General features: G+C 50.2%; 19 protein-coding genes. 16 read left to right on the top strand and 3 right to left on the bottom strand.

Annotated elements, in window-relative coordinates; all coding sequences use genetic code 11:
* Window positions 1-30 precede the first annotated feature (30 nt).
* Window positions 31-984 carry an oxygen-dependent coproporphyrinogen oxidase gene (gene hemF / locus NOC_RS14970; RefSeq protein WP_002813722.1) on the top strand — a complete coding sequence of 318 codons (954 nt, stop codon included), beginning with the start codon at window positions 31-33 and terminating at the stop codon, window positions 982-984.
* Window positions 985-1005: 21 nt separating this feature from the next.
* Here hemF and trmL read toward each other — a convergent pair whose 3' ends face one another.
* Window positions 1006-1491, bottom strand: a complete 486-nt coding sequence (trmL, locus tag NOC_RS14965; protein ID WP_002812858.1) for a tRNA (uridine(34)/cytosine(34)/5-carboxymethylaminomethyluridine(34)-2'-O)-methyltransferase TrmL — start codon at window positions 1489-1491, stop codon at window positions 1006-1008.
* A 16-nt stretch (window positions 1492-1507) separates the two neighbouring features.
* On the opposite strand from trmL, the gene NOC_RS14960 reads away from it, so the two are divergent.
* Window positions 1508-2503: a dihydroorotate dehydrogenase gene (locus NOC_RS14960; protein WP_002813358.1), complete on the top strand. Its 996-nt coding sequence runs from the start codon at window positions 1508-1510 to the stop codon at window positions 2501-2503.
* Here NOC_RS14960 and NOC_RS14955 read toward each other — a convergent pair.
* On the bottom strand, window positions 2500-3549 hold the full coding sequence (locus NOC_RS14955; protein ID WP_002813563.1) for a metal-dependent hydrolase: 1050 nt from the start codon (window positions 3547-3549) through the stop codon (window positions 2500-2502). The genes NOC_RS14960 and NOC_RS14955 overlap by 4 nt on opposite strands.
* 73 nt (window positions 3550-3622) lie before the next feature.
* Window positions 3623-4264 carry a TetR family transcriptional regulator gene (locus NOC_RS14950; RefSeq protein ID WP_002813534.1) on the bottom strand — a complete coding sequence of 214 codons (642 nt, stop codon included), beginning with the start codon at window positions 4262-4264 and terminating at the stop codon, window positions 3623-3625.
* A gap of 905 nt (window positions 4265-5169) precedes the next feature.
* Between NOC_RS14950 and NOC_RS14945 the strand changes: the two genes are divergently transcribed.
* The 14 genes from NOC_RS14945 (at window position 5170) to NOC_RS14880 (ending at window position 21159) form a co-directional block, all read left to right on the top strand.
* The gene (locus NOC_RS14945) at window positions 5170-6414 is read left to right on the top strand and encodes an outer membrane beta-barrel protein (RefSeq protein ID WP_002813131.1); all 1245 of its coding nucleotides are present in this window, start codon (window positions 5170-5172) and stop codon (window positions 6412-6414) included.
* Window positions 6415-6476: 62 nt separating this feature from the next.
* The gene (gene cmoA, locus NOC_RS14940) at window positions 6477-7259 is read left to right on the top strand and encodes a carboxy-S-adenosyl-L-methionine synthase CmoA (RefSeq protein WP_002812309.1); all 783 of its coding nucleotides are present in this window, start codon (window positions 6477-6479) and stop codon (window positions 7257-7259) included.
* 13 nt (window positions 7260-7272) lie between these two features.
* Window positions 7273-8025, top strand: coding sequence for a methyltransferase family protein (locus tag NOC_RS14935; RefSeq protein WP_002813976.1), 753 nt, complete (start codon window positions 7273-7275; stop codon window positions 8023-8025).
* A 326-nt stretch (window positions 8026-8351) separates the two neighbouring features.
* The gene (locus tag NOC_RS14930; protein WP_002812681.1) at window positions 8352-9122 is read left to right on the top strand and encodes a class I SAM-dependent methyltransferase; all 771 of its coding nucleotides are present in this window, start codon (window positions 8352-8354) and stop codon (window positions 9120-9122) included.
* On the top strand, window positions 9115-9558 hold the full coding sequence (gene rnhA, locus NOC_RS14925) for a ribonuclease HI (RefSeq protein ID WP_002812829.1): 444 nt from the start codon (window positions 9115-9117) through the stop codon (window positions 9556-9558). The genes NOC_RS14930 and rnhA overlap by 8 nt, the downstream gene beginning before the upstream one ends.
* Complete coding sequence (dnaQ, locus tag NOC_RS14920) at window positions 9558-10289, top strand: DNA polymerase III subunit epsilon (protein ID WP_002812331.1); 732 nt, start codon at window positions 9558-9560, stop codon at window positions 10287-10289. The genes rnhA and dnaQ overlap by 1 nt, the downstream gene beginning before the upstream one ends.
* 204 nt (window positions 10290-10493) lie before the next feature.
* Window positions 10494-11543: a heat-inducible transcriptional repressor HrcA gene (gene hrcA / locus NOC_RS14915; protein ID WP_002813528.1), complete on the top strand. Its 1050-nt coding sequence runs from the start codon at window positions 10494-10496 to the stop codon at window positions 11541-11543.
* Window positions 11544-11603: 60 nt separating this feature from the next.
* A complete protein-coding gene (gene grpE, locus NOC_RS14910) occupies window positions 11604-12236 on the top strand; it encodes a nucleotide exchange factor GrpE (protein ID WP_011331068.1) in 633 nt (210 codons plus the stop codon).
* 106 nt (window positions 12237-12342) lie between these two features.
* Window positions 12343-14265, top strand: a complete 1923-nt coding sequence (gene dnaK / locus NOC_RS14905) for a molecular chaperone DnaK (protein WP_002811989.1) — start codon at window positions 12343-12345, stop codon at window positions 14263-14265.
* A 171-nt stretch (window positions 14266-14436) separates the two neighbouring features.
* A complete protein-coding gene (dnaJ, locus tag NOC_RS14900) occupies window positions 14437-15579 on the top strand; it encodes a molecular chaperone DnaJ (RefSeq protein WP_002812525.1) in 1143 nt (380 codons plus the stop codon).
* 124 nt (window positions 15580-15703) lie between these two features.
* Window positions 15704-16519: a 4-hydroxy-tetrahydrodipicolinate reductase gene (gene dapB / locus NOC_RS14895; RefSeq protein ID WP_002813645.1), complete on the top strand. Its 816-nt coding sequence runs from the start codon at window positions 15704-15706 to the stop codon at window positions 16517-16519.
* Window positions 16520-16717: 198 nt separating this feature from the next.
* Window positions 16718-18715, top strand: a complete 1998-nt coding sequence (gene tkt / locus NOC_RS14890; protein WP_002812252.1) for a transketolase — start codon at window positions 16718-16720, stop codon at window positions 18713-18715.
* 102 nt (window positions 18716-18817) lie between these two features.
* A complete protein-coding gene (gene gap, locus NOC_RS14885; RefSeq protein ID WP_002812690.1) occupies window positions 18818-19831 on the top strand; it encodes a type I glyceraldehyde-3-phosphate dehydrogenase in 1014 nt (337 codons plus the stop codon).
* A 149-nt stretch (window positions 19832-19980) separates the two neighbouring features.
* Window positions 19981-21159, top strand: coding sequence for a phosphoglycerate kinase (locus tag NOC_RS14880; RefSeq protein ID WP_002812420.1), 1179 nt, complete (start codon window positions 19981-19983; stop codon window positions 21157-21159).
* Window positions 21160-21167 lie beyond the last annotated feature (8 nt).

Here is a 21167-nt window from a genome sequence, read left to right as displayed (position 1 = left end):
TATCCGCACTAACCTAAAAATGGAGAGGCGATGAGTCATTCTGGCAATGATCCTGAAATAACGGCAGTCAAAAGCTATCTACTTGATCTCCAAGATAGAATTTGTTCCACCTTAGAACAGGAGGATGGGGCTGCCCCCTTTATGGAGGATACTTGGCGGCGGGCGGCGGGCGGTGGGGGCCGCTCTCGGGTGTTATCCGAAGGTGCCTTGTTTGAACAAGGAGGGGTTAATTTCTCCCATGTCTTTGGAGAGGGACTCCCGGCTTCAGCTACGGCCCAGCGGCCAGAATTAGCGGGCCGGCGGTTTGAGGCCCTGGGGGTATCTTTGGTTATCCATCCGTATAATCCTTATGTGCCCACCTCCCATGCCAACATCCGTTTCTTTATGGCCTCCAAGGAGGATGCCGCGCCTATTTGGTGGTTTGGTGGTGGTTTTGATCTCACGCCTTATTATCCTTTCGAGGAAGATGCTATTCATTGGCACCGCATGGCCCGTGAGGCTTGTATCCCTTTTGGAGAAACGGTTTATTCCCGTTACAAAAAATGGTGTGATGAGTATTTTTACCTGAAGCATCGGGATGAAACCCGGGGAATTGGCGGATTATTCTTCGATGATTTGAATGAATGGGGATTTTCGCGTTGCTTTGATTTCATGCAAAGCGTGGGAGATCATTATCTGTTGGCTTATTTACCTATTGTGCAGCAGCGCAAAACCCTCACCTACGGCGAGCGGGAACGGGACTTCCAACTCTACCGGCGGGGGCGTTATGTGGAATTTAATCTCCTCTATGATCGGGGTACTCTTTTTGGACTTCAGTCAGGAGGGCGAACTGAATCCATTCTGATGTCCCTGCCGCCCTTGGTAAAGTGGCGTTATCATTGGCAGCCGGCTCCGGGAACCCCAGAGGCACGACTCTATGAAAAATTTCTGCGGCCCCAGGATTGGCTAGCGGAAGAGACAAGGGGGGCGGTAGATCGCTACTAAGGGGCGTTTTATCCTGTGAAATTAAGTTTTTTGGGTAGCTGGCTTACTTTTTTTAGCAAAACCTTGCTGACGCCAGGCTTCATAGAGCACGACCGCAACCGCATTGGAAAGATTAAGGCTGCGGCTAGTGGGTTCCATGGGAATTCGCAGCACTTGCCGTGAAAGCAAGGTTTCAAGCAATTCCCTGGGGAGACCACGGGTTTCTGGGCCAAATAAGAGCGCGTCACCCGGGTGGAAATTGGCCTTATCGTAGGGTTGTTGCCCTCGGGTAGAGCAGGCCCACAGTTGCCTCGGCTGGGTTTTATCCAAAAAATGCTCCAGGCTGGGGTGCACCTTAACTTTCGCCCATTCATGGTAATCTAGCCCGGCACGGCGCAGGCGCCTATCGTCCAATTCAAACCCCAGTGGCTGTACTAAATGAAGAATAGCCCCGGTATTAGCGCAAAGGCGTATGATATTGCCTGTGTTGGGCGGGATTTCAGGTTCAAGTAATACGACATGGAACATTGCGGTATGGCAAGAAATGGCTGAAACATTCAATACTGACTTAAGTGATACCGATTGGGCAAGGCTAAAGGTTGATTTTTGTGGGCTGGAGCTGCAAAGCCCCTTAGTATTGCTTTCAGGTTGCGTCGGTTTTGGGGAAGAATATACTCGGGTAGTGGGTTTCTCCAACCGGGAGGTGGGAGCGGTATGTCTCAAGGGAACCACGGCGGCTCCCCGCTTGGGAAATGCCCTCCATCGGATTTATGAAACGCCCATGGGCATGCTCAATGCCATTGGCCTGCAAAATCCCGGCGTAGATTATGTAGTCGATCATATCTTGCCAGCGCTTGACTTTAGCGAAACCCGCTATATCGCCAATGTTTCTGGCTCCACTATTGAAGAGTATACGGCAGTCACCCGCCGCTTCGACAATTCCCCAATTGATGCCATAGAAATCAATATTTCTTGCCCTAATGTAAAAGAAGGGGGCGTTGCTTTTGGCAACGATCCCCATATGTCGGCGCGGGTGGTGGAGGCCTGTCGAAAGGTGACCCGTAAACCCCTGATCACCAAGCTTTCCCCTAACCAAACCTCAATAGAAGAAAATGCCCGTCGCTGTATCGAAGCGGGAACGGATGGGTTTGCCGTCATCAATACCTTGATGGGAATGGCCATTGATATAGAGCAGCGCACTCCGCTTCTCGGAAATATCCAGGGGGGATTGTCGGGGCCCGCCATAAAGCCGATTGCCTTACTCAAGGTGCGTCAAGTCTATCAGGCATGCCGGGCGCATGGCATCCCAATTATTGGGCAGGGGGGAGTCGCTTCTGGCAAAGATGCTCTGGAATTTCTCATTGCGGGCGCTACTACGGTGGGAGTAGGTACCGCCTTGTTTTATGACCCTTTGCTTTGCGCCAAAATCAACGCGGAAATTGTAGCTTACCTCAAGCGCCATGACTTGAGAGCGGTGGCGCAATTGACGGGCAGCTTGCGTTTAGCGGAGGAAGTCTCGGACTGTGTTGTGAGTGGCTAAGCGCCAGGAGTTCCGGGTAATTGGCGTAGCTCCCAACCAGAGTCTTGCGCTTGGCGGCAACCTCCATAACGGAACGGTGGAATAAGGTTAGGGAGAATAAAGCGTAAATCTACAAACCAGACGCACAGGCGGCCAGCCTTCCGGTCGATGGCATAAAGAGTTGGGAGCTGCGCAAATTGGCGGTAACCTTGCAAAATCTCCTGCTGCCAAACGGTGCGGGCCAAAGATTCTTCATTGGAATTCCCGTACCGTTGGTACTGCGTCCACTTCATAGCAGTTAGCGGCGGATAGGCTGTATAAAGGCCAACCCAAAAAGGGGAATTGGGCAGCGCAGGAACCGGGATCTGTTTGCGCAGAAGGTTAACCTGGCTAACGTAATATTTTTGAGGCGCCGCTACCACAATTTTCCAATTAAAAGGGGACAGGGGCTGAGGTAGAGCATGAACTCGGATGTTGGCTAGTGATTGTTGGCGGGCATACTCATGACCCAATGCTAGCGCTTGCGCTCGAAGCATCCCCTGAAATCCCACATAGACTGCCAATATAGCTAAGCCTATTACTGCGGGTAGACGGGAATGGCGCCAATACCAGCAGCCCAATAATCCAATGACAATAATACCGGTAAACCAAGGGTCAATGACGAAAGTAGTGGGCCAAGCTGCTTTGTAATTGGAGAGAGGGGCGAAAATTTGGGTGCCATAAGCGGTGATAACATCTCCGGCGATATGAATGCTTATTCCTAATAGGGACACGCCGAAATATACTTGCCAAGGTTTTTGCTTTCCCCGAAGCCGCCAAAATAGGGTAGCTAGCAGCGCTCCCCATATGGGAAGCATGACTACGGAATGGGTAATTCCTCGATGCAGATTAAGATAAGTAAGCAGGTCGGTAGTCCAACGGAGAATAAAATCGCTATCCGGAAAAGTCGCAGCCAAGGCGCCCAGGAGCACTCGCTCTCCTACCCTGAGCTGGCCGGTTGGTTGCTTGGAAGAGGCAGTGGCGCGAGCTAGCAGCGCACCACTTAAAGCATGGGTGAGTGTGTCCATTTACTAGATAAGGGTATCGGATGCGCTCAATTTTGCTTGGAAAAAGGATAGGGTATTGGATTTCCTTATATTTTTAACGGGCCTCTTGGGGCGGAGCCGGCGTGAAATTTTCTTCCGGTTGGTAGGGTCGCAGGAACGAGGGTTTAAGAGACTCTATGACTTCGCCTAGATACAGTATTCTATCGAGTAATCGACGGGTTCTTTGATAATTTTGGGTGGAATCATTTAGCCAACAGAGAAAAGCGGCCAGGTAGGTGGAGGTCAAAGCAGTTTCATCAAACGCCCGAAATAGAAAGGTTTGCTCCCGTTGAGCGGCCTCCCGAGCCCATTGCACCGTGCGGCTGATGCGTAATAGGCTTGCCACCTGCATATGAAGGTGGCCTGGTTCGAGCCGGTTAAATACCATTTGGCGCATCACCGGGCGGTGTGGAGAGAGAGCTTCCAGCCATGCCATAAATAGCTGATTTAGGCGCTCTCGAGGAGAGAGGGCCAAGAAGTGAGGACAGTTTGTTTCATCCAGCATGGCCCGGTCAGCTCGATCCAGCCATGCGTCCACCAGTTCTTCTTTCTCCCTGAAATAGCGGCGAATATGGTTTAAAGTCAATCCTGCCCGTTGGGCAACGTGATACAGGCGCACATTCTCCCAAGAAGTTTCTTCGGCCAGTTCCAAGGCAGTATCAAGAATGATATCAGAGGTGCTCGCTATTTTCTCCATGGCGGATTTTGCTGTAGATTTTAGTGAAAGTATAGCGCGTTTTAAGAGAGCTGCAGTTTCAATTTTATATAGAATGTTAAGAATATTAATATATTTGGTTTCGGATGAGTCTGAGACAGAGGTCGAGGACGTTAACTTCGGTGAGAATTTATCCTCGCCAGAATGAAAAATAATCAGCCTGTCTTCAGCCTGCGTTCACCATCTTCATAGCGAATCCCTACCGCGTGAGAACGAATATTCATCCCCTTGGAGCGGATGCTCTTAATCTTAAACTTACCCGGTATCCGATACTGGCCCGTGACGGCCTCATTTTTTTAGGCCATGAGGGGAAAATTGGTTTTCCGTCCTCTAAAAATAACCTCATTTAGCTATTATTTTGCTCTCACCTAAGCTTTTTTATAGTACCTGACTACCTAAAAACGACTAATTTGGCTAGTTTACGGCTTCAGGTTTTATTCTTGAATTTTGGTTTTGGGCTTCCGGTGAATTCATCCTGATCCCTACATGCTCAGCACTAATCTTAGCCCTCGGGTTTTTCGATTTATTGTTCTGCCTATTTAGTTAGTGGCAAATTTCAACTCTTTAAATAAGCAAGGAATCGGCCTACTGTTAGAGGATTTTCCAATCCCCATCATTCCGGTGCTGATAAAAGGCTCTTCCCAATCGCTCCTCATGGGAAAACAACTACCCCGGCTGCGGACATTCATTACAATCACTTTTAATACACCGCTTGATTGTAGATTTCTGGACCGGGAGGGGGAAGGATAAAAGGCTTACCAACGAATAACACAAGCTTTACGCGATCACATGGCAAAGAGCTGTAGCAAGAAATCCAAAGTATTAATAATAAATAGGCTATCCTATAGTGAACAAATGGTAGAAGATGAAAAATAAAGAGAGTATTTGTGAGTAGTAAACATAATCTATTTTCCATAACGATTTTGCTGCTTGTATTGATGCCACTAACCGTTCAAGCTAACGAGCTAGCTGGTATCCGCCCTTATTTACAACCTCGATTGGGGTTCGAAAACTCTTTTTATAATTATACGAAACCCGATGCGGTCTCTGATGTGCGCCTTGAATCCCCCTCGGAAGAACCCCATATTGGTGCCACCTTAGGCGCGGATCTAGGGCGCTACTGGGGCATTGAATTTGCCTACGATTATATTAAAACCAACCTTTTGCAAACCTCTGGCAAAAAGGCAGGGGACTACGCTACAACGACTTGGCTAGGCCAGTTAAGATTCCGCTACCCGTTACTCCAGGATCGGCTGGTTCCCTACTTATTGGCGGGTGGTGGTATCGGTATCGGAGAATTTAGCGGCCGTGAGGATTTCTCCTTTACGGGGGGCGGTAGCGACACAGTGCCTCTGGGGGTGGTTGGTGGCGGCGCTGAATATTTTATAACAGATAATATTGCCCTTGGAGTCGAAGCAAAATATTATTTCGGCTTTCATCCTGAAATCTCAATTTCCACAGAGGAGCGGGAACTTACCTTGGATGCTGTTGGTGTCACGGCCAACATGCGTGTTTATCTTGATCAGCTAGCGACGGGTAAGTATGCTTGGCTTGGAGAGCAGCGACCGGCTCGGGATAAGGATGCCATGCGAGGTTATCTTAGCTTGCGAGGTGGCGTTGCTTTTCTTACCGATAGAAATGCTGTTCCAGAGGCCAGTTTCGATAGCACATCTGGACCTTGGCCCAGTGGGTCAATAGGCATGAATTTCAATAAGCATTGGGGCGTGGAGCTTGCTGGCGATTATGGCCGAACCCAGTTGCGATCGCCCGTCCTTGGCAAAATTACAGGATATCCCATATGGACTATCTCAGCCCTAGGGCGTTTTCGCTATCCTTTGCTTAATGACAAACTTAGTCCCTATCTATTAGCAGGTCCCGGTCTTGGTTTCGCCGAGATAGGCGATCCGGATCAACCGCTTTCCGTCACCGGACTTTCTGGTGGTCAGGATAATTCTATTGTGGCCATCTTCGGTGCTGGAGTTGATTACTTTATCGGCTATAATGTAGCTTTTAACCTTGAGGTCAAGCGGGCTGCCTTTTTTAACACCCAGGTCAAGATCAACGGCCAATCCGAAACGTTATCGCCAGAGTTCGTCTCCCTAACAGCGGGTATCCGTGTTTTTTTTCCTTGATCTGAATAAGTCTAAAAATAATGTCCCGTTTGTTCAGGCGTTCGCTTGCGAGAGGACTACCGATGAAAGGAGTGGATGATACCGATCTGGTACCGGATAGCGCGGGGGAAGGTTCCAGAGTATTTCACGATCAGCTATTTGCGGAAAGCAACTCGGCTATTGAAGATTTTCGTTTTGACGGGGCCACTGCCTCCGTGTTCGATGATATGGTGCATCGTTCTGTTCCTTTCTACGATGAAATGCAGCGGATGACCGAGGAAATTACTGCTGATTTTGCCGTACCAGGGACTAATCTTTTTGATTTAGGATGCGCGACCGGAACCACGCTTTTAAGACTCGATGCAGCCCTCGATCCCAGGGTCCACTTCATCGGCGTGGATAATTCCCTGGAAATGCTGGAGAAAGGGCGGCAAAAGTTCCTGGCGCGGAAGAGTACTCGCCGCTGCGAATTTATGGCTGCTGATTTGCATCGCGAGCGGATTATCGAAGATGCTTCTGTGGTCATCATGATACTGACTCTGCAGTTTATCCGTCCGCTGCACCGTACTCGGATGCTCCAAGGTCTTATCGAAGGGATGAATGAGCAAGGCTGTCTTATCATCTTTGAGAAAGTGACCTTGAACGACAGCCTGTTTAATCGCCTGTTTATTCGCTACTACTACAATATGAAAAAGCGCCAGGGCTATTCCGATGTGGAGATTGCTCGGAAACGGGAAGCTTTGGAGAATGTGCTCATTCCTTACCGTCCCGAGGAGAACTACGAGCTGCTGGCAAGCGTTGGATTTAGCCATGTTGAGGAGTTTTTCCGCTGGTATAATTTCAGCGGCATTCTCGCGGTTAAATGAGGCCAAACCTACCATGAAGGCATCCTGCCAATCCTTTGTTATCCATTATGGCAATTTTCTCTTTAAATATCGTAATGTTGTTTTCCCTTTGGTATTAGTGGCCTTGCTGTTTGGTTTTCGCCCCTTGCCGCCGCTGGATAATACGGATGATGGCCTGGGGATGGATATTCTTGGATTTTTCATCTCTGCCATGGGAGAGGGCGTACGCATTGCCGTGATTGGTCTCGCTTATATTAAGCGGGGAGGACTGAATAAACGGGTCCATGCCGATACCTTAGTGCGGGAGGGAATCTTCGCCCACTGCCGAAATCCCCTTTATCTGGGCAATTTGCTGATACTATTTGGACTTTTTCTTATCCACAATAACCCGTGGGTCTACATTTTGGGGCTTGGTTTTTTCCTCACCGCCTATGCAGCCATTGTGATGGCTGAAGAGTTCTATCTAGAAGGGAAATTTGGCGCTGATTACCAGGATTACTGTCGTCGGGTAAACCGCTGGCTGCCCCAATTGAGGGGACTCAGAAAAACGCTGCGGAGCATGCAGTTTAACTGGCGCCGGGCTGTAGCCAAGGATTATGCCAGTACTTATAGCTGGATGGTGTTAGCTCTGTTGGTCATGGGCTATGAATCGCTCCCATTGCCTTTAACCGAGAAAGATATCTTCTGGATCAACGGCTTATGTGTTATATTTGTCCTCCTGACCACGATTTTCGCCATCGCACGGTATTTAAAAAAGAGCGGTTACTTGACAGAAAAAAAGGGATAGTTCATTTTATGTTTAAAGCTGCCTTACTTGCCGGTCTTGGTGGGGAGCATGGCTTAATTTTCGCTATCGCCACTATCAACCCTGGTTAGCAGCGCAGCTTGACTGATTACCCTAATGATCAAAACCGAGGTTGGATGAAGATGCCTTCCCGGATTCCTTCTACGATTTTCCTATCACCTAACGTTATAAAAGCTTAAATCTGCTTCGGCGGTTTAAACCTTATAGATAGGCAAATAATTCATGATTATGGCTATTCCCATCGATTGTTCATTTCCAGAAGGATTATGTAAGTACGGCTTGTTTTTAATTTCTATCTACCCTAAGCAATGAATACCTTGCATAAGAGAGACTATTCATCTCGTCAAGCTTTTTGCGCTTGGTTAGATGAGTCTCTCGGAAGGCGCCTGCTGAAAGCTGAACAGGCGGAGCTGGAAAAAATTCTACCTGATTTATTCGGTTACCATTTGGTTCAGCTAGGGGCGGTACGTAGAGGAACGGATTTGCTCTCCTCTAGCTGCATTTGGCACCGAATAGTATTGGAAGCGGAGGTTTGGCCGGAGGCTCAGTCGCCTAGTTTGTTGTCCCGTATAGATGCTTTGCCCTTTGCTAATGCAACCGTGGATGGAATAATTTTGCCCCATGTCTTGGAGTATGAAGCGGCTCCCCATCAGGTGCTGCGGGAGGCCCAGCGGGTGTTGGTGCCCTATGGCACGCTGGCTATTTTAGGTTTCAATCCCTGGAGTTTTTGGGGGCTTTGGCGGTTTATTTTATGTCGGCGGGGAAGTATGCCCTGGTGTGGCCGTTTCTATAGCCTCACACGCATTCAGGACTGGTTGGCCTTATTGGGTTTCAAAACAGTAGAATTACGGTATTTTTTATTTCGTCCCCCTTTGCGGCAGCCACGATTAATGCGGCGCTTACGCTTCCTGGAGGAGGTGGGACGGCGCTGGTACCCTTTTTTTGCAGGAAGTTATTTGGTGGTGGCTAAAAAGCAGGTGATGCGCTTAAATCCGATAGACCCTCTTTGGCGTGAGGAGGAAAGTTTAAATATGCCTGCCCTGGCAGAACCGACGACTCGGGAGCGTTGTCGTGACTGAGATCGTGGAGATTTTTACCGACGGGGCATGCCGCGGGAATCCCGGTCCTGGGGGTTGGGGCGCCTTGTTGTGCTATCAAGGGCGTGAAAAAACTCTATCGGGTGCCGAATCGAAGACGACTAATAACCGAATGGAGTTGATGGCTGCTATCCGGGCTCTAGAGACGCTCAAGCGGCCATGCCGGGTTCATCTGACCACGGACTCCCAGTATCTGCGCCAGGGGATCACCTGCTGGTTGTCGAATTGGAAGCGGCGGGGTTGGAAAACAGCTAACCGGCAACCCGTCAAGAATATAGATTTGTGGCAGCGTTTGGATCAGGTCGCGGCCCAACATCGGATAGAGTGGTTTTGGGTCCGGGGACATGAGGGACACCCAGGAAACGAGCGTGCTGATGCTTTGGCTCGGAGCGCAATAACGAACGGGGAGGAAAAGTGATGCGTCAGATTATACTCGATACCGAGACCACTGGATTGGAACCTAAAGAGGGGCACCGAATCATTGAGATTGGCGGTGTTGAACTGAGCTGCCGACGCCGCACGGGACGAACTTTTCATTGTTATCTAAACCCGGAACGGGAGGTAGATAAAGGAGCGTTGAAAATCCATGGCCTGAGCAATGAATTTCTGTCCGATAAACCCCGTTTTATAGAGATTGCCGAAGAATTTTTAGCGTTTATTGAAGGGGCAGAGTTGGTGATTCATAATGCCCCTTTCGATGTTGGTTTTTTGGATCATGAGTTGTGTTTGCTCGGTTCTAAATGGGGGAAAATAAGCACTGATTGCCAAGTGTTGGACACATTGCAGCTAGCGCGGCAGCGTCATCCCGGCCAAAAAAATAACTTAGATGCTCTTTGCAAGCGCTATGGGATCGACAACTCTCGTCGGGATCTGCATGGTGCTCTCCTCGATGCGGAAATCCTGGCCGGAGTATATTTAGCCATGACGGGTGGCCAGGTCAGTTTAAGTCTGCACGAGTATGGTGACAATGGCCTTCCATTTCGTGTAGGAGGGGGGAATTATCGGCCTGTTTCTGCCGAGCGAGCGTCACTTACGATAGCGCGGGCAAGCAGAGAGGAACGGATGGCTCATGACGCTCGTCTTACGGCTATTGATAAGGCAAGTGGCGGCGCTTGTTTGTGGCGCCAGCTTGATTCGTCGCCAGATTAACTTGCTATAAGCATGAGCGCTGGCATCATGGAGCTTCTAATTTGACTGAAGTTCTCATGCCTCGAAGCAGCAGCTAACCCTGCTGGGTGAGTTAGCTGCCGGGGGCTAACTTTCACGGGGCTCCTGCGCAAGGCACATCGATTCGCGGACTCGCTCAGGAATCATGCAACATTCATTATTTAACTCCAAGGTGTTATCTAGTTCATGGCGCAATTCAACAACTCACTGGTATTAAACGAGCGTTCTCAACACCTGCTCAAGGCCATGGTGGAGTGCTATATTCGTGATGGGGAACCCGTGGGTTCCCGGACTTTGTCTCGAGAGAGTCAGTTGGACCTTAGTCCCGCGACTATTCGTAATGTCATGGCCGATCTGGAAGAATTGGGACTGGTCTTTTCTCCCCACACTTCAGCGGGTAGAGTGCCGACGGTTCAAGGTTATCGCTTCTTTATTGATGCTTTGCTGAGGCCTAAGCAATTAGGGGTAACCGCCATTCGCGAGCTAGAGATCCAGTTTGATGTTGAAGCGGAGCCTCGAGCCTTGCTGACTACGGCTTCCCATTTACTGTCTGAAATCAGCCGCTTTGCGGGGGTAGTCATGTTGCCGCGGCGAGAGTGCCGAGCCCTGCGTCAGGTGGAATTCTTGCCTCTATCAGAAAATCGCGTGTTGGCAATTCTAGTGTTGAATGAGCAAGAAGTGCAAAACCGCATTATTCATCCCGGTCGCTCCTATTCCCCTGCGGAATTGCAGCAGGCGGCCAACTATCTTAACGCCATGTTTAAAGGCAAGGATCTTCATGCTGTTCGTAGCCGTCTCCTGGCTGAGATGGGTGAAGTACGTGAAGATATGGACCGAATCATGCAAACGGCGTTGGAAATTGCTAAACAGGCATTTATTCCTGGAGAAGAAACGGAAGATTGCGTAGTAGCAGGGCAGACCAATTTATTGGACTATTTAGATTTATCGGATAAAGAATGCTTGCGCCTATTGTTTGATGCCTTCAATGAGAAACAGGATATTTTGCACTTACTTGATCAGTGCCTGAATGCCGGGGGGATACAAATTTTTATTGGTGAAGAATCAGGCTACCAAGTCTTTGACAATTGCAGTGTAGTTACCGCCCGTTATGGCTCTTCCGAAGGGGCATTGGGCGTGCTTGGCGTGATTGGTCCCACTCGGATGAATTATGAGCAGGTAATTTCTCTAGTAGATGCCACAGCCCGGTTGTTGGGTGCGGCCTTGAATTCAAAGTAAACAATCCCCAACTGTTGTGGTTTTAGGTAGAAGCCTCTAGCAATTTTGGAGAATATCGGTATGGCCAACGAAGAGAGAACTATTCCGGAGACTAATGTCGCGTCTGAACGGCCGGAAGATCCGGTAGAATCCCAGACGCGAGCCGAGGGCGGCGAGCAAATCCAGGAGGCAGCCCCCGAGACTGCTGAGCTGGAGGCTGTCCAGCAACTTTTGGAGGATGCCCGCAGCAAGGCGGATGAACATTGGAATGAGTTGCTGCGCGCGCGAGCTGAGCTGGAGAATCAGCGTCGGCGCCATGAACGGGAATTGGAAAAGGGCCGCAAGTATGCCTTGGAGAAATTTGCCCAGGATTTATTACCGGTTAAGGATAGTCTAGAGATGGGATTAGCGGCAGCCCAGGCTGAAGATGCCAATGTGACTGCTTTGCGGGAAGGGACTGAATTAATTCTTAAGATGTTCAATGAAGTTGCAGCCCGATTTGGCATTGAGACGATTGATCCCCAAGGAGAAGCCTTTAACCCTGACTTTCACCAGGCTATATCTACCCAGGAGAGCAGTGAGGCTGCCCCTGACACTGTGCTTACCGTTGTTCGTAAAGGCTATGCTTTAAATGGCCGCCTGTTACGTCCGGCCATGGTCGTAGTTTCCAAACCGGGTGAACAAACCACAGCAGGGGTGGATACTCAAGCTTGAAATTAGCGGGTATGCCCCAATAGTTAGACGTAGTGTACAGCATAAGGTGCCGGTGGGAGCAGCCGCCGGTGGAAAATGAATACCAAGTTTTTGGAGTAACGTAATCATGGGAAAGATTATCGGTATTGATCTAGGGACCACCAATTCCTGCGTGGCCCTTATGGAAGGGAATAAGCCCCGGGTGATTGAGAATGCGGAAGGCGACCGGACCACCCCCTCGGTGGTGGCCTTTACCAAAGAGGGTGAAACATTGGTGGGCCAGTCTGCTAAGCGGCAGGCAATCACTAATCCTCAAAATACGCTTTATGCGATTAAGCGCCTGATTGGCCGTCGCTTTGATGAGGAAGTGGTGCAGCGGGACATTAAAATGGTGCCCTATAAAATTGTTAAGGCCGACAATGGAGACGCTTGGGTGGAAGCCACGGGTAAAAAAATGGCCCCACCGGAAGTCTCGGCCAACGTGCTCCGCAAAATGAAGAAAACGGCGGAAGACTATTTGGGCGAAGAAGTAGAAGCAGCCGTTATCACGGTTCCTGCTTATTTTAATGATTCCCAGCGTCAAGCCACTAAGGATGCGGGCCGGATTGCCGGTCTTGAAGTCAAACGCATTATTAATGAACCCACGGCGGCGGCTTTGGCCTATGGCCTGGATAAAAAGCGGGGCGATCAAAAAATCGCAGTCTATGACTTAGGCGGCGGCACTTTTGATGTTTCTATTATTGAGATCGCAGAGGTGGAAGGAGAGCATCAGTTTGAGGTGCTGTCCACCAATGGGGATACCTTCCTTGGCGGTGAGGACTTCGACAAACGGATTATTGACTATATTGCAGAGGAATTTAAGAAAGAGCAAAGTATCGACTTGCGGGGCGATCCGTTAGCGATGCAGCGCCTTAAGGATGCAGCAGAAAAGGCTAAAATCGAACTCTCTTCTAGTCAACAAACGGAAGTTAATTTACCCTACGTCACGGCGGATGCCAGCGGTCCCAAGCATCTCAATGTCCGAATCACCCGGGCTAAGCTGGAATCGTTGGTGGAGGATCTGATTAACCGCACTATCGGACCTTGCAAAACTGCGCTTCAGGATGCCAAGCTCAGCGCCTCGGATATTGACGAAGTCATCTTGGTGGGTGGCCAAACCCGGATGCCCAAGGTGCAGGAGGCAGCTAAAGAATTCTTTGGCAAGGAGCCTCGTAAAGATGTCAATCCCGATGAAGCGGTTGCCGTGGGTGCAGCTATTCAGGCGGGAGTCCTGGGGGGTGAGGTCAAGGAAGTGTTGTTGCTGGATGTGACGCCCCTGTCTCTGGGTATCGAGACTTTGGGAGGTGTCATGACCAAGCTAATTGAGAAGAATACCACCATTCCTACCCGGAAAACGCAAGTGTTTTCTACCGCGGAGGATAATCAAACGGCTGTAACCGTGCATGTGCTCCAGGGTGAGCGGGAGCAAGCAGTGGGTAATAAATCCCTCGGTCGTTTTGACCTAGTAGGCATTCCGCCTGCTCATCGCGGTATGCCCCAAATTGAGGTTACCTTCGATATCGATGCCAATGGCATCCTGAATGTTTCTGCCAAAGACAAGGCTACGGGTAAGGAGCAATCCATTGTTATTAAGGCCTCCAGCGGGTTGGCAGAAGGTGAAATCGAGCGCATGGTCTCGGATGCCGAGGCTCATGTGGAAGAAGATCGCAAATTCCGGGAATTAGTTGATCTCCGTAACCAAGGCGATAACTTAATTCATGCTACGGAAAAATCCATGGAGGAATTAGGCGATAAGCTTGAGGCCAACGAGAAAAGCGAGATTGAGAAAACGATTGGAGAACTCAAGACCGCCATGAAGGAGGATAACAAAGAGGTTATTGAGGCTCGAATCAAGGATTTGACCGATGCTTCTGCTAAGATGGCCGAACGCCTTTATACGCAACAAGCCGAAGAGCCCCAGCCTCAAAAGGAAGAAGGCAAGGCGGCGGAAGAGGATGTTGTAGACGCTGAGTTTGAGGAAGTCAAAGAAGACAAAAATAAGGCGTCATAATTAAGACGATACTCACTGAGGAGGGCTCAGGCTAATCTACGGGGGGCCTGGGCCTTGGTATATTAGGCCATCCCAGAGGGGGGCATGACGGCGTGCACTTAAGTGTAAGTGCAGGCGTGTGGTGTGCCAAGATAGGTTGATGGTGCAAAGGCGAATAGCTGAATTCGGAGAATGGCAAAGCGAGATTACTATGAGGCTTTAGGGGTTGCGCGGAACGCCTCTGACGCTGAAATCAAGAAGGCCTACCGGCGTCTGGCGATGAGATATCACCCGGATCGCAATCCTGATGACAAGGCGGCCGAGGAACATTTTAAAGAGATTCAAGAGGCTTACGATGTTCTCTCTGACGCGAGAAAGCGTACGGCCTATGATCAGTTCGGGCACGCTGGCGTAGGGGCGGGTGCAAGCGCTGGCCCCGGGGGGCATGGTTTTGAGGGCGGCTCTAATTTTGGCGATATCTTCGGCGACGTTTTTAACGATATCTTTGGAGCTGCCGCAGGTCGTGGCGGTAGACGGCAAGCCTACCGGGGGGCCGATCTTCGCTATAATCTGGATTTAACCCTGGAAGAAGCGGTTGCGGGCACCACGGCCAAGATCCGTATTCCCACTTATGTGGCCTGCAAGGCTTGTGAGGGGAGTGGCGCTAAGCCAGGAACCTCACCCATTACTTGCCCTACTTGCGGTGGGCATGGTCAGGTCCGAATGCAACAGGGCTTTTTTTCTCTGCAACAGACTTGCCCACGTTGCCATGGTAGTGGTCAAATTGTCGATTCTCCTTGCTCCACATGCCGCGGCGAAGGGCGAGTCCGGGAGCATAAAACGCTCTCGGTAAAGATTCCGCCTGGGGTGGATACAGGGGATCGAATCCGTTTAACCGGCGAAGGAGAAGCAGGGGAAAGCGGTGGTCCACCGGGTGATCTGTATGTTCAGGTACAAATTAAAGCCCATTCAATTTTTTCCCGAGAGGGAGATGCTTTACACTGCGAAGTACCGGTTAGTTTCGTCGCTGCGGCTTTAGGCGGGGAGTTAGACGTACCGACCTTAACGGGCCGGGCAAAGCTAAAAATTCCTGCAGGAACTCAGTCGGGGCAGGTTTTTCGTTTAAGAGGTAAGGGTGTATCGCCTGTTCGCGGCGGTTCGGCAGGCGATCTCCTGTGCCGGGTAATGGTGGAAACGCCGGTGAATTTAAACCAAGAGCAAAAGGAGTTGCTGGAAAAATTCGAAGCTTCCATGAATCGAAATAAAAAACATAGTCCTAAACATCATTCCTGGTTGGAAGGGGTAAAACGCTTCTTTGAAGACATGAAGTTTTGATACCTTTATCTTCCTAAAACAGGGTAAATCTTATCCCCGAGGCGGCTTAGAGTATGCTTTCCCCCTCGGGATTGTTATTTTTATTTACACCTAACTATTCAAAGAGTCACTAGGAGCAAGGATCATGATACGAGTAGCTATCAGCGGCGCTGCTGGGCGTATGGGACGCTCACTGATCCAGGCTGCTTGTCAATATGAGGGAATTACCCTGGGGGCAGCCAGTGAGTATCCCGATAGCCATCTGATTGGCAGCGATGCGGGAGAAGTGGCCAGGGTAGGCGCCTTGCAAATCCCTTTAGTTGATGATTTGGGTAAGAATAAGGAAGCCTTTGATTTACTTATTGATTTCACTCGACCCGAAGTCTCTATGGCTAATCTGGTGCTTTGCCGAGACCAAGGTAAGGCGATGGTAGTCGGAACAACTGGTTTTACTAAGGAACAGCGTCAGGAGATTACTAGGGCGGCTATCGAAATTCCCATTGTGCTAGCGCCCAACATGAGCGTAGGAGTTAACCTTTGCTTAAAACTTTTAGAAATGGCTGCCAGCGTTTTGAAAGATGATGTGGATATTGAAATCATCGAGGCCCACCATCGCCATAAAGTGGATTCTCCCTCAGGAACCGCTTTACGTATGGGGGAGGTAGTGGCTGAAACCCTGGGGCGGAATCTTGATCAATGCGCAATTTATGGGCGACAAGGATTGAGGAGCGAACGGCCGAGGGAGAGTATCGGATTTTCTTCCCTGCGAGCGGGTGATATTGTAGGTGAGCATACCGTGATATTTGCAGCCGAAGGCGAGCGGATAGAGATCAGTCATAAAGCCTCAAGCCGCATGACCTTCGCCTTGGGGGCTATGCGTGCATCCCAGTGGGTGAGTGACAAGCCCCCTGGCCTTTATGATATGCAGGATGTACTCGGCCTTTTGAAAAAGGTAAACTAGGAATTTTTTCGCGTTCTTGGCGCTTCTCTGCTAGAGTATCGCGCCCCGTTACGTTATGTTAAGGGCAAGGGCATTTTAGAAGGCTTGGGCCTATAGAATTCTTGAAATCATTGTCTGGCGTAAGGAGCGCAGTAGGGTAACCCTCCGTGTCAGAGCGAGATTTAAGACAAAGTTAATTCAACCATTAGGAGGTAAGCAATGCCTTCTCGCAGAGAACTGGCTAATGCTATCCGTGCGCTTAGTATGGACGCAGTGCAAAAGGCGAAATCTGGCCACCCTGGGGCACCTATGGGGATGGCAGATATCGCTGAAGTATTATGGAATGATTTTCTCACGCATAATCCTAACAATCCCCACTGGGTGGACCGGGATCGATTCGTGCTTTCCAATGGGCATGGCTCCATGCTGCTCTATTCCTTACTCCACTTGAGCGGTTATGGCGTGAGCATGGAGGATCTCAAGCAGTTCCGCCAGCTTCATTCCAAGACACCAGGCCATCCAGAATATGGATATGCCCCTGGTATTGAGACAACCACCGGGCCATTGGGTCAAGGTCTTAGTAATGCTGTCGGCATGGCCCTGGCTGAGAAAGTATTGGCGGGCCAGTTCAACCGAGATGGTCATGAAATCGTTGATCATTATACCTATGTATTCCTCGGAGATGGCTGCTTGATGGAAGGGATTTCCCATGAATCCTGCGCCTTGGCGGGTACTTGGGGATTAGGGAAGCTGGTTGCTTTCTATGACGACAATGGTATTTCCATTGATGGAGATGTGGCGGGATGGTTTACCGACGATACGCCGAAGCGTTTCGAGGCTTATGATTGGCACGTTATACGGGATGTGGATGGACACGACTCAGAGGCTGTGCGCCAAGCCACTGAAGAGGCGCGCTCAGTCATCGATAAACCTACCCTCATTTGCTGTAAGACATTGATTGGCTATGGTGCTCCTAATTTAGCGGGAAGCCATGATTGTCATGGGGCACCGCTTGGAGAAGATGAGATTGTGGCTACCCGTGACAAATTAGGTTGGCCTCACCCCCCTTTTGCAATTCCAGAGGAAATTTATGAGGGTTGGAATGGGGCTGAAAAAGGCAAGGCGGCGGAGGCAGCTTGGGATGAAAAGTTTGCTGCCTATAAAGCTACTTATCCAGAATTGGCAGCGGAATTTAAGCGTCGTCTCCAGCGTAAACTTCCTGAAAATTGGGAAACGACCGCCGCTGAAGTTATTCAGGCGGCTGCTGTCAAGGCCGAAAAAATTGCTACTCGCAAGGCATCTCAAAATGCTCTCGAAGCTTACGCGCCAGTCTTGCCAGAGCTATTGGGAGGATCGGCGGACTTGACCGGCTCTAACCTTACCCATTGGTCAGGTTCAAAAGTGCTCGGTAAAGCTGCCCCTGAAGGTAATTACATCCACTATGGTGTGCGGGAGTTTGGGATGTCGGCCATTATGAATGGAATTGCCCTGCATGGCGGCTTTATTCCCTATGGCGGGACCTTTCTAATGTTCTCCGAATATGCCCGTAACGCGGTGCGGATGGCTGCGCTCATGGGGGTGCAAAGTATTTTTGTCTATACCCATGATTCTATCGGATTAGGTGAAGATGGGCCTACTCACCAAGCGGTAGAGCAAGCGGCGACCTTGCGCTATATTCCCCGTATGTCAGTATGGCGCCCCTGTGATGCGGTAGAAAGCCTGGTTGCTTGGAGAGCGGCTATTGAGCGTCAAGAGGGGCCAACGTCCTTGCTATTTTCCCGCCAGGGGTTGCCTCCCCAGGAGCGAACTCCTGAGCAAATTGAAAATATCCGCCGCGGTGGCTATATCCTGCGCGATACGGAGGGTAAGCCCGATGTCATTATAGTGGCTACCGGTTCCGAAGTGGCGCTGGCGATGGAAGCGGCTGAAACTTTGGGAAGCAAGGGTGTCCAGGCGCGGGTAGTTTCTATGCCTTGCACGGATGTCTTCGATGCTCAGAGTAAAGCCTACCGGGAAGCGATTCTGCCCCCTGAAGTGCGGGCTCGCGTGGCGGTGGAAGCGGGAATCACCGATTACTGGCGGAAGTATGTGGGGCTTGAGGGTAAAGTATTAGGCATTGATACCTTTGGAGAATCAGCTCCAGCTGAGGATGTATTCCGGCATTTTGGCCTGACTGCGGAGAATTTGGCTAAGATCGCCGAAGATATGGTTTCTTAAACGAGTAAGTTTTTTCTATTTAGTCATTTTGCTGTCTGGAAAAGTAGTTAGGTCATTTCCTGCAGCGCTAGCGTAATTTTTTGAAACAATGGAGATAGAGCCATGGCGATTAAAGTCGCAATTAATGGTTACGGTCGTATTGGCCGCAATGTTTTGCGGGCTTTGTATGAGCATAACCGCAACAGCGAGATCCAGATTGTTGCCATTAACGATCTAGGAGATGCTAATACCAATGCCTATTTAACCCAGTATGACACTGTACACGGTAAATTTCCGGGAGAGGTTTCCGTCGATGGCGACTACTTGATCGTCAATGGTGACAAAATTCGTGTGCTGGCCGAAAGGGACCCGGCTAAATTACCCTGGGATCAACTAGGCGTGGATGTAGTGCACGAATGTACGGGGTTATTCACTAGCAAGGGAAAAGCCTCAGCCCACCTTCAAGCGGGGGCTAAAAAAGTAATTATTTCGGCCCCGGGGGGCGGGGACGTTGACGCCACTATTGTCTACGGTGTCAATCATGATTCTCTAAAAGCTTCCCATACTGTCATTTCCAACGCCTCTTGTACCACCAATTGCTTGGCACCGCTGGTAAAGGTGCTCCAAGATAATATTGGGGTTGAGCATGGTTTGATGACGACAGTCCACTCCTATACCAACGATCAGGTACTGACGGACGTTTATCATACGGATCTTCGCCGGGCCCGGTCCGCCACTCAGTCGATGATCCCCACCAAAACGGGTGCAGCCGCAGCGGTTGGGCTAGTATTGCCGGAACTTAATGGCAAGCTGGATGGTTTTGCGATTCGAGTACCGACCATCAACGTTTCCCTAGTGGATCTTACTTTCGTGGCCTCCCGCAATACCACCAAAGAAAACGTTGACGGGATGATGCGAGAAGCCTCTGAGGGTGACTTGCAGGGGGTGCTTGCTTACAATGACAAACCGCTTGTCTCCATGGACTTCAATCATGATCCTTCATCTTCTGTTTATGAGGCTAGCTTGACCAAGGTAATGGAAGGCAATTTGGTCAAAGTTTTGGCGTGGTATGACAATGAATGGGGCTTCTCCAATCGCATGTTGGATGCCACTGTGGCCCTAATGAATGCCAAGTAAAGCAGGATAGCGGGATGTGGGGCCGCTTGTTGGACGGGCGGCCCTAACCTTTTTCATCCCATTGTAAAGCGAGAGGCGCCTGCTTTTAGTCTACCTAGGCGGACGGCTCGTCTTTAGATGAAAAGAGCTCTACTGAAGGAGTAAGTTCCATGCCTATTTTAAAGATGTCCGAGCTGGATCTTGCCGGGAAGCGCGTTCTTATCCGTGAAGACCTTAATGTACCCTTGAAAAATGGTGAGATTACCGATGATACCCGTATCCGGGCATCGTTGCCCTCGATTCAACAGGCGATGCAGGCGGGGGCTAAGGTCATGGTGATGTCCCACCTTGGCCGTCCTACCGAAGGGGAATTCGATGCTGCTTTTTCTCTGGCTCCAGTAGCGGGATATTTATCTCACCTATTAGGACAGGAAGTTCGTTTGGCTCCGGATTGGCTGGAGGGGATGGCGGTTGAGAAGGGTCAGCTCGTGTTATGCGAAAATGTCCGGTTTAACCGGGGAGAGAAAAAGAACGATGAGGCTCTAGCCAAAAAGATGGCGGCCCTTTGTGATATTTATGTGATGGATGCCTTTGGCAGCGCCCACCGGGCTCAAGCCTCAACCCATGGGGTGGCAAAGTATGCCCCAGTTGCCTGCGCGGGACCTTTACTGGCGGGGGAACTAGAGGCTTTAGGTAAGGCTTTGGAAAATCCTGCCCGGCCTTTAGTGGCTATTGTGGGCGGTTCCAAGGTCTCCACCAAATTAACCGTACTGGAAAGCCTATCCCAGGTGGTGGATCAGTTGATTGTAGGTGGCGGCATCGCTAATACCTTTATTGCAGCCGCGGATTACAATGTGGGTAAATCTCTTTATGAAGCGGATTTAGTTGGGACTGCCAAGCAACTTAGAACCGCGGCGCAGGAAGGAGGAGGGGATATCCCACTGCCGGTGGATGTGGTTTGCGGTCAGGAATTTTCCGAGAACGCAGAGGCCGTCCTTAAGCGGATAGGCAAGGTTACGGATGAAGACATGATTTTTGATATCGGGCCTGAGACTTCGAAGCATTTTGCAGAAATATTGAAGGGTGCGGGGACCATCGTCTGGAATGGCCCGGTGGGCGTATTTGAGTTCGATCAATTCGGGGAAGGCACCAAGGCTCTGGCATTGGCAATTGCTGAAAGCCCCGCCTTTTCCATCGCGGGTGGCGGCGATACTTTAGCAGCTGTAGCAAAATATGGAGTGGGCGATCAGGTCTCTTATATTTCCACGGGTGGAGGGGCTTTTTTGGAGTTTCTGGAGGGAAAGCAACTGCCCGCGGTTGCTATTCTTGAAGAACGGGCCAGCCAATAACCAGCGTG

The organism is Nitrosococcus oceani ATCC 19707, assembly GCF_000012805.1.
Classification (GTDB): Bacteria; Pseudomonadota; Gammaproteobacteria; order Nitrosococcales; family Nitrosococcaceae; genus Nitrosococcus; species Nitrosococcus oceani.
This window is presented reverse-complemented; position numbering and strand designations above follow the sequence as displayed.

Coding starts and splice junctions, on each gene's coding strand:
- hemF (WP_002813722.1), top strand. CDS start 31: ATGAGTCATTCTGGCAATGATCCTGAAATAACGGCAGTCAAAAGCTAT.
- trmL (WP_002812858.1), bottom strand. CDS start 1,491: ATGTTCCATGTCGTATTACTTGAACCTGAAATCCCGCCCAACACAGGC.
- NOC_RS14960 (WP_002813358.1), top strand. CDS start 1,508: ATGGCTGAAACATTCAATACTGACTTAAGTGATACCGATTGGGCAAGG.
- NOC_RS14955 (WP_002813563.1), bottom strand. CDS start 3,549: ATGGACACACTCACCCATGCTTTAAGTGGTGCGCTGCTAGCTCGCGCC.
- NOC_RS14950 (WP_002813534.1), bottom strand. CDS start 4,264: ATGGAGAAAATAGCGAGCACCTCTGATATCATTCTTGATACTGCCTTG.
- cmoA (WP_002812309.1), top strand. CDS start 6,477: ATGAAAGGAGTGGATGATACCGATCTGGTACCGGATAGCGCGGGGGAA.
- NOC_RS14935 (WP_002813976.1), top strand. CDS start 7,273: ATGAAGGCATCCTGCCAATCCTTTGTTATCCATTATGGCAATTTTCTC.
- NOC_RS14930 (WP_002812681.1), top strand. CDS start 8,352: ATGAATACCTTGCATAAGAGAGACTATTCATCTCGTCAAGCTTTTTGC.
- dnaQ (WP_002812331.1), top strand. CDS start 9,558: ATGCGTCAGATTATACTCGATACCGAGACCACTGGATTGGAACCTAAA.
- hrcA (WP_002813528.1), top strand. CDS start 10,494: ATGGCGCAATTCAACAACTCACTGGTATTAAACGAGCGTTCTCAACAC.
- grpE (WP_011331068.1), top strand. CDS start 11,604: ATGGCCAACGAAGAGAGAACTATTCCGGAGACTAATGTCGCGTCTGAA.
- dnaK (WP_002811989.1), top strand. CDS start 12,343: ATGGGAAAGATTATCGGTATTGATCTAGGGACCACCAATTCCTGCGTG.
- dnaJ (WP_002812525.1), top strand. CDS start 14,437: ATGGCAAAGCGAGATTACTATGAGGCTTTAGGGGTTGCGCGGAACGCC.
- dapB (WP_002813645.1), top strand. CDS start 15,704: ATGATACGAGTAGCTATCAGCGGCGCTGCTGGGCGTATGGGACGCTCA.
- tkt (WP_002812252.1), top strand. CDS start 16,718: ATGCCTTCTCGCAGAGAACTGGCTAATGCTATCCGTGCGCTTAGTATG.
- gap (WP_002812690.1), top strand. CDS start 18,818: ATGGCGATTAAAGTCGCAATTAATGGTTACGGTCGTATTGGCCGCAAT.
- NOC_RS14880 (WP_002812420.1), top strand. CDS start 19,981: ATGCCTATTTTAAAGATGTCCGAGCTGGATCTTGCCGGGAAGCGCGTT.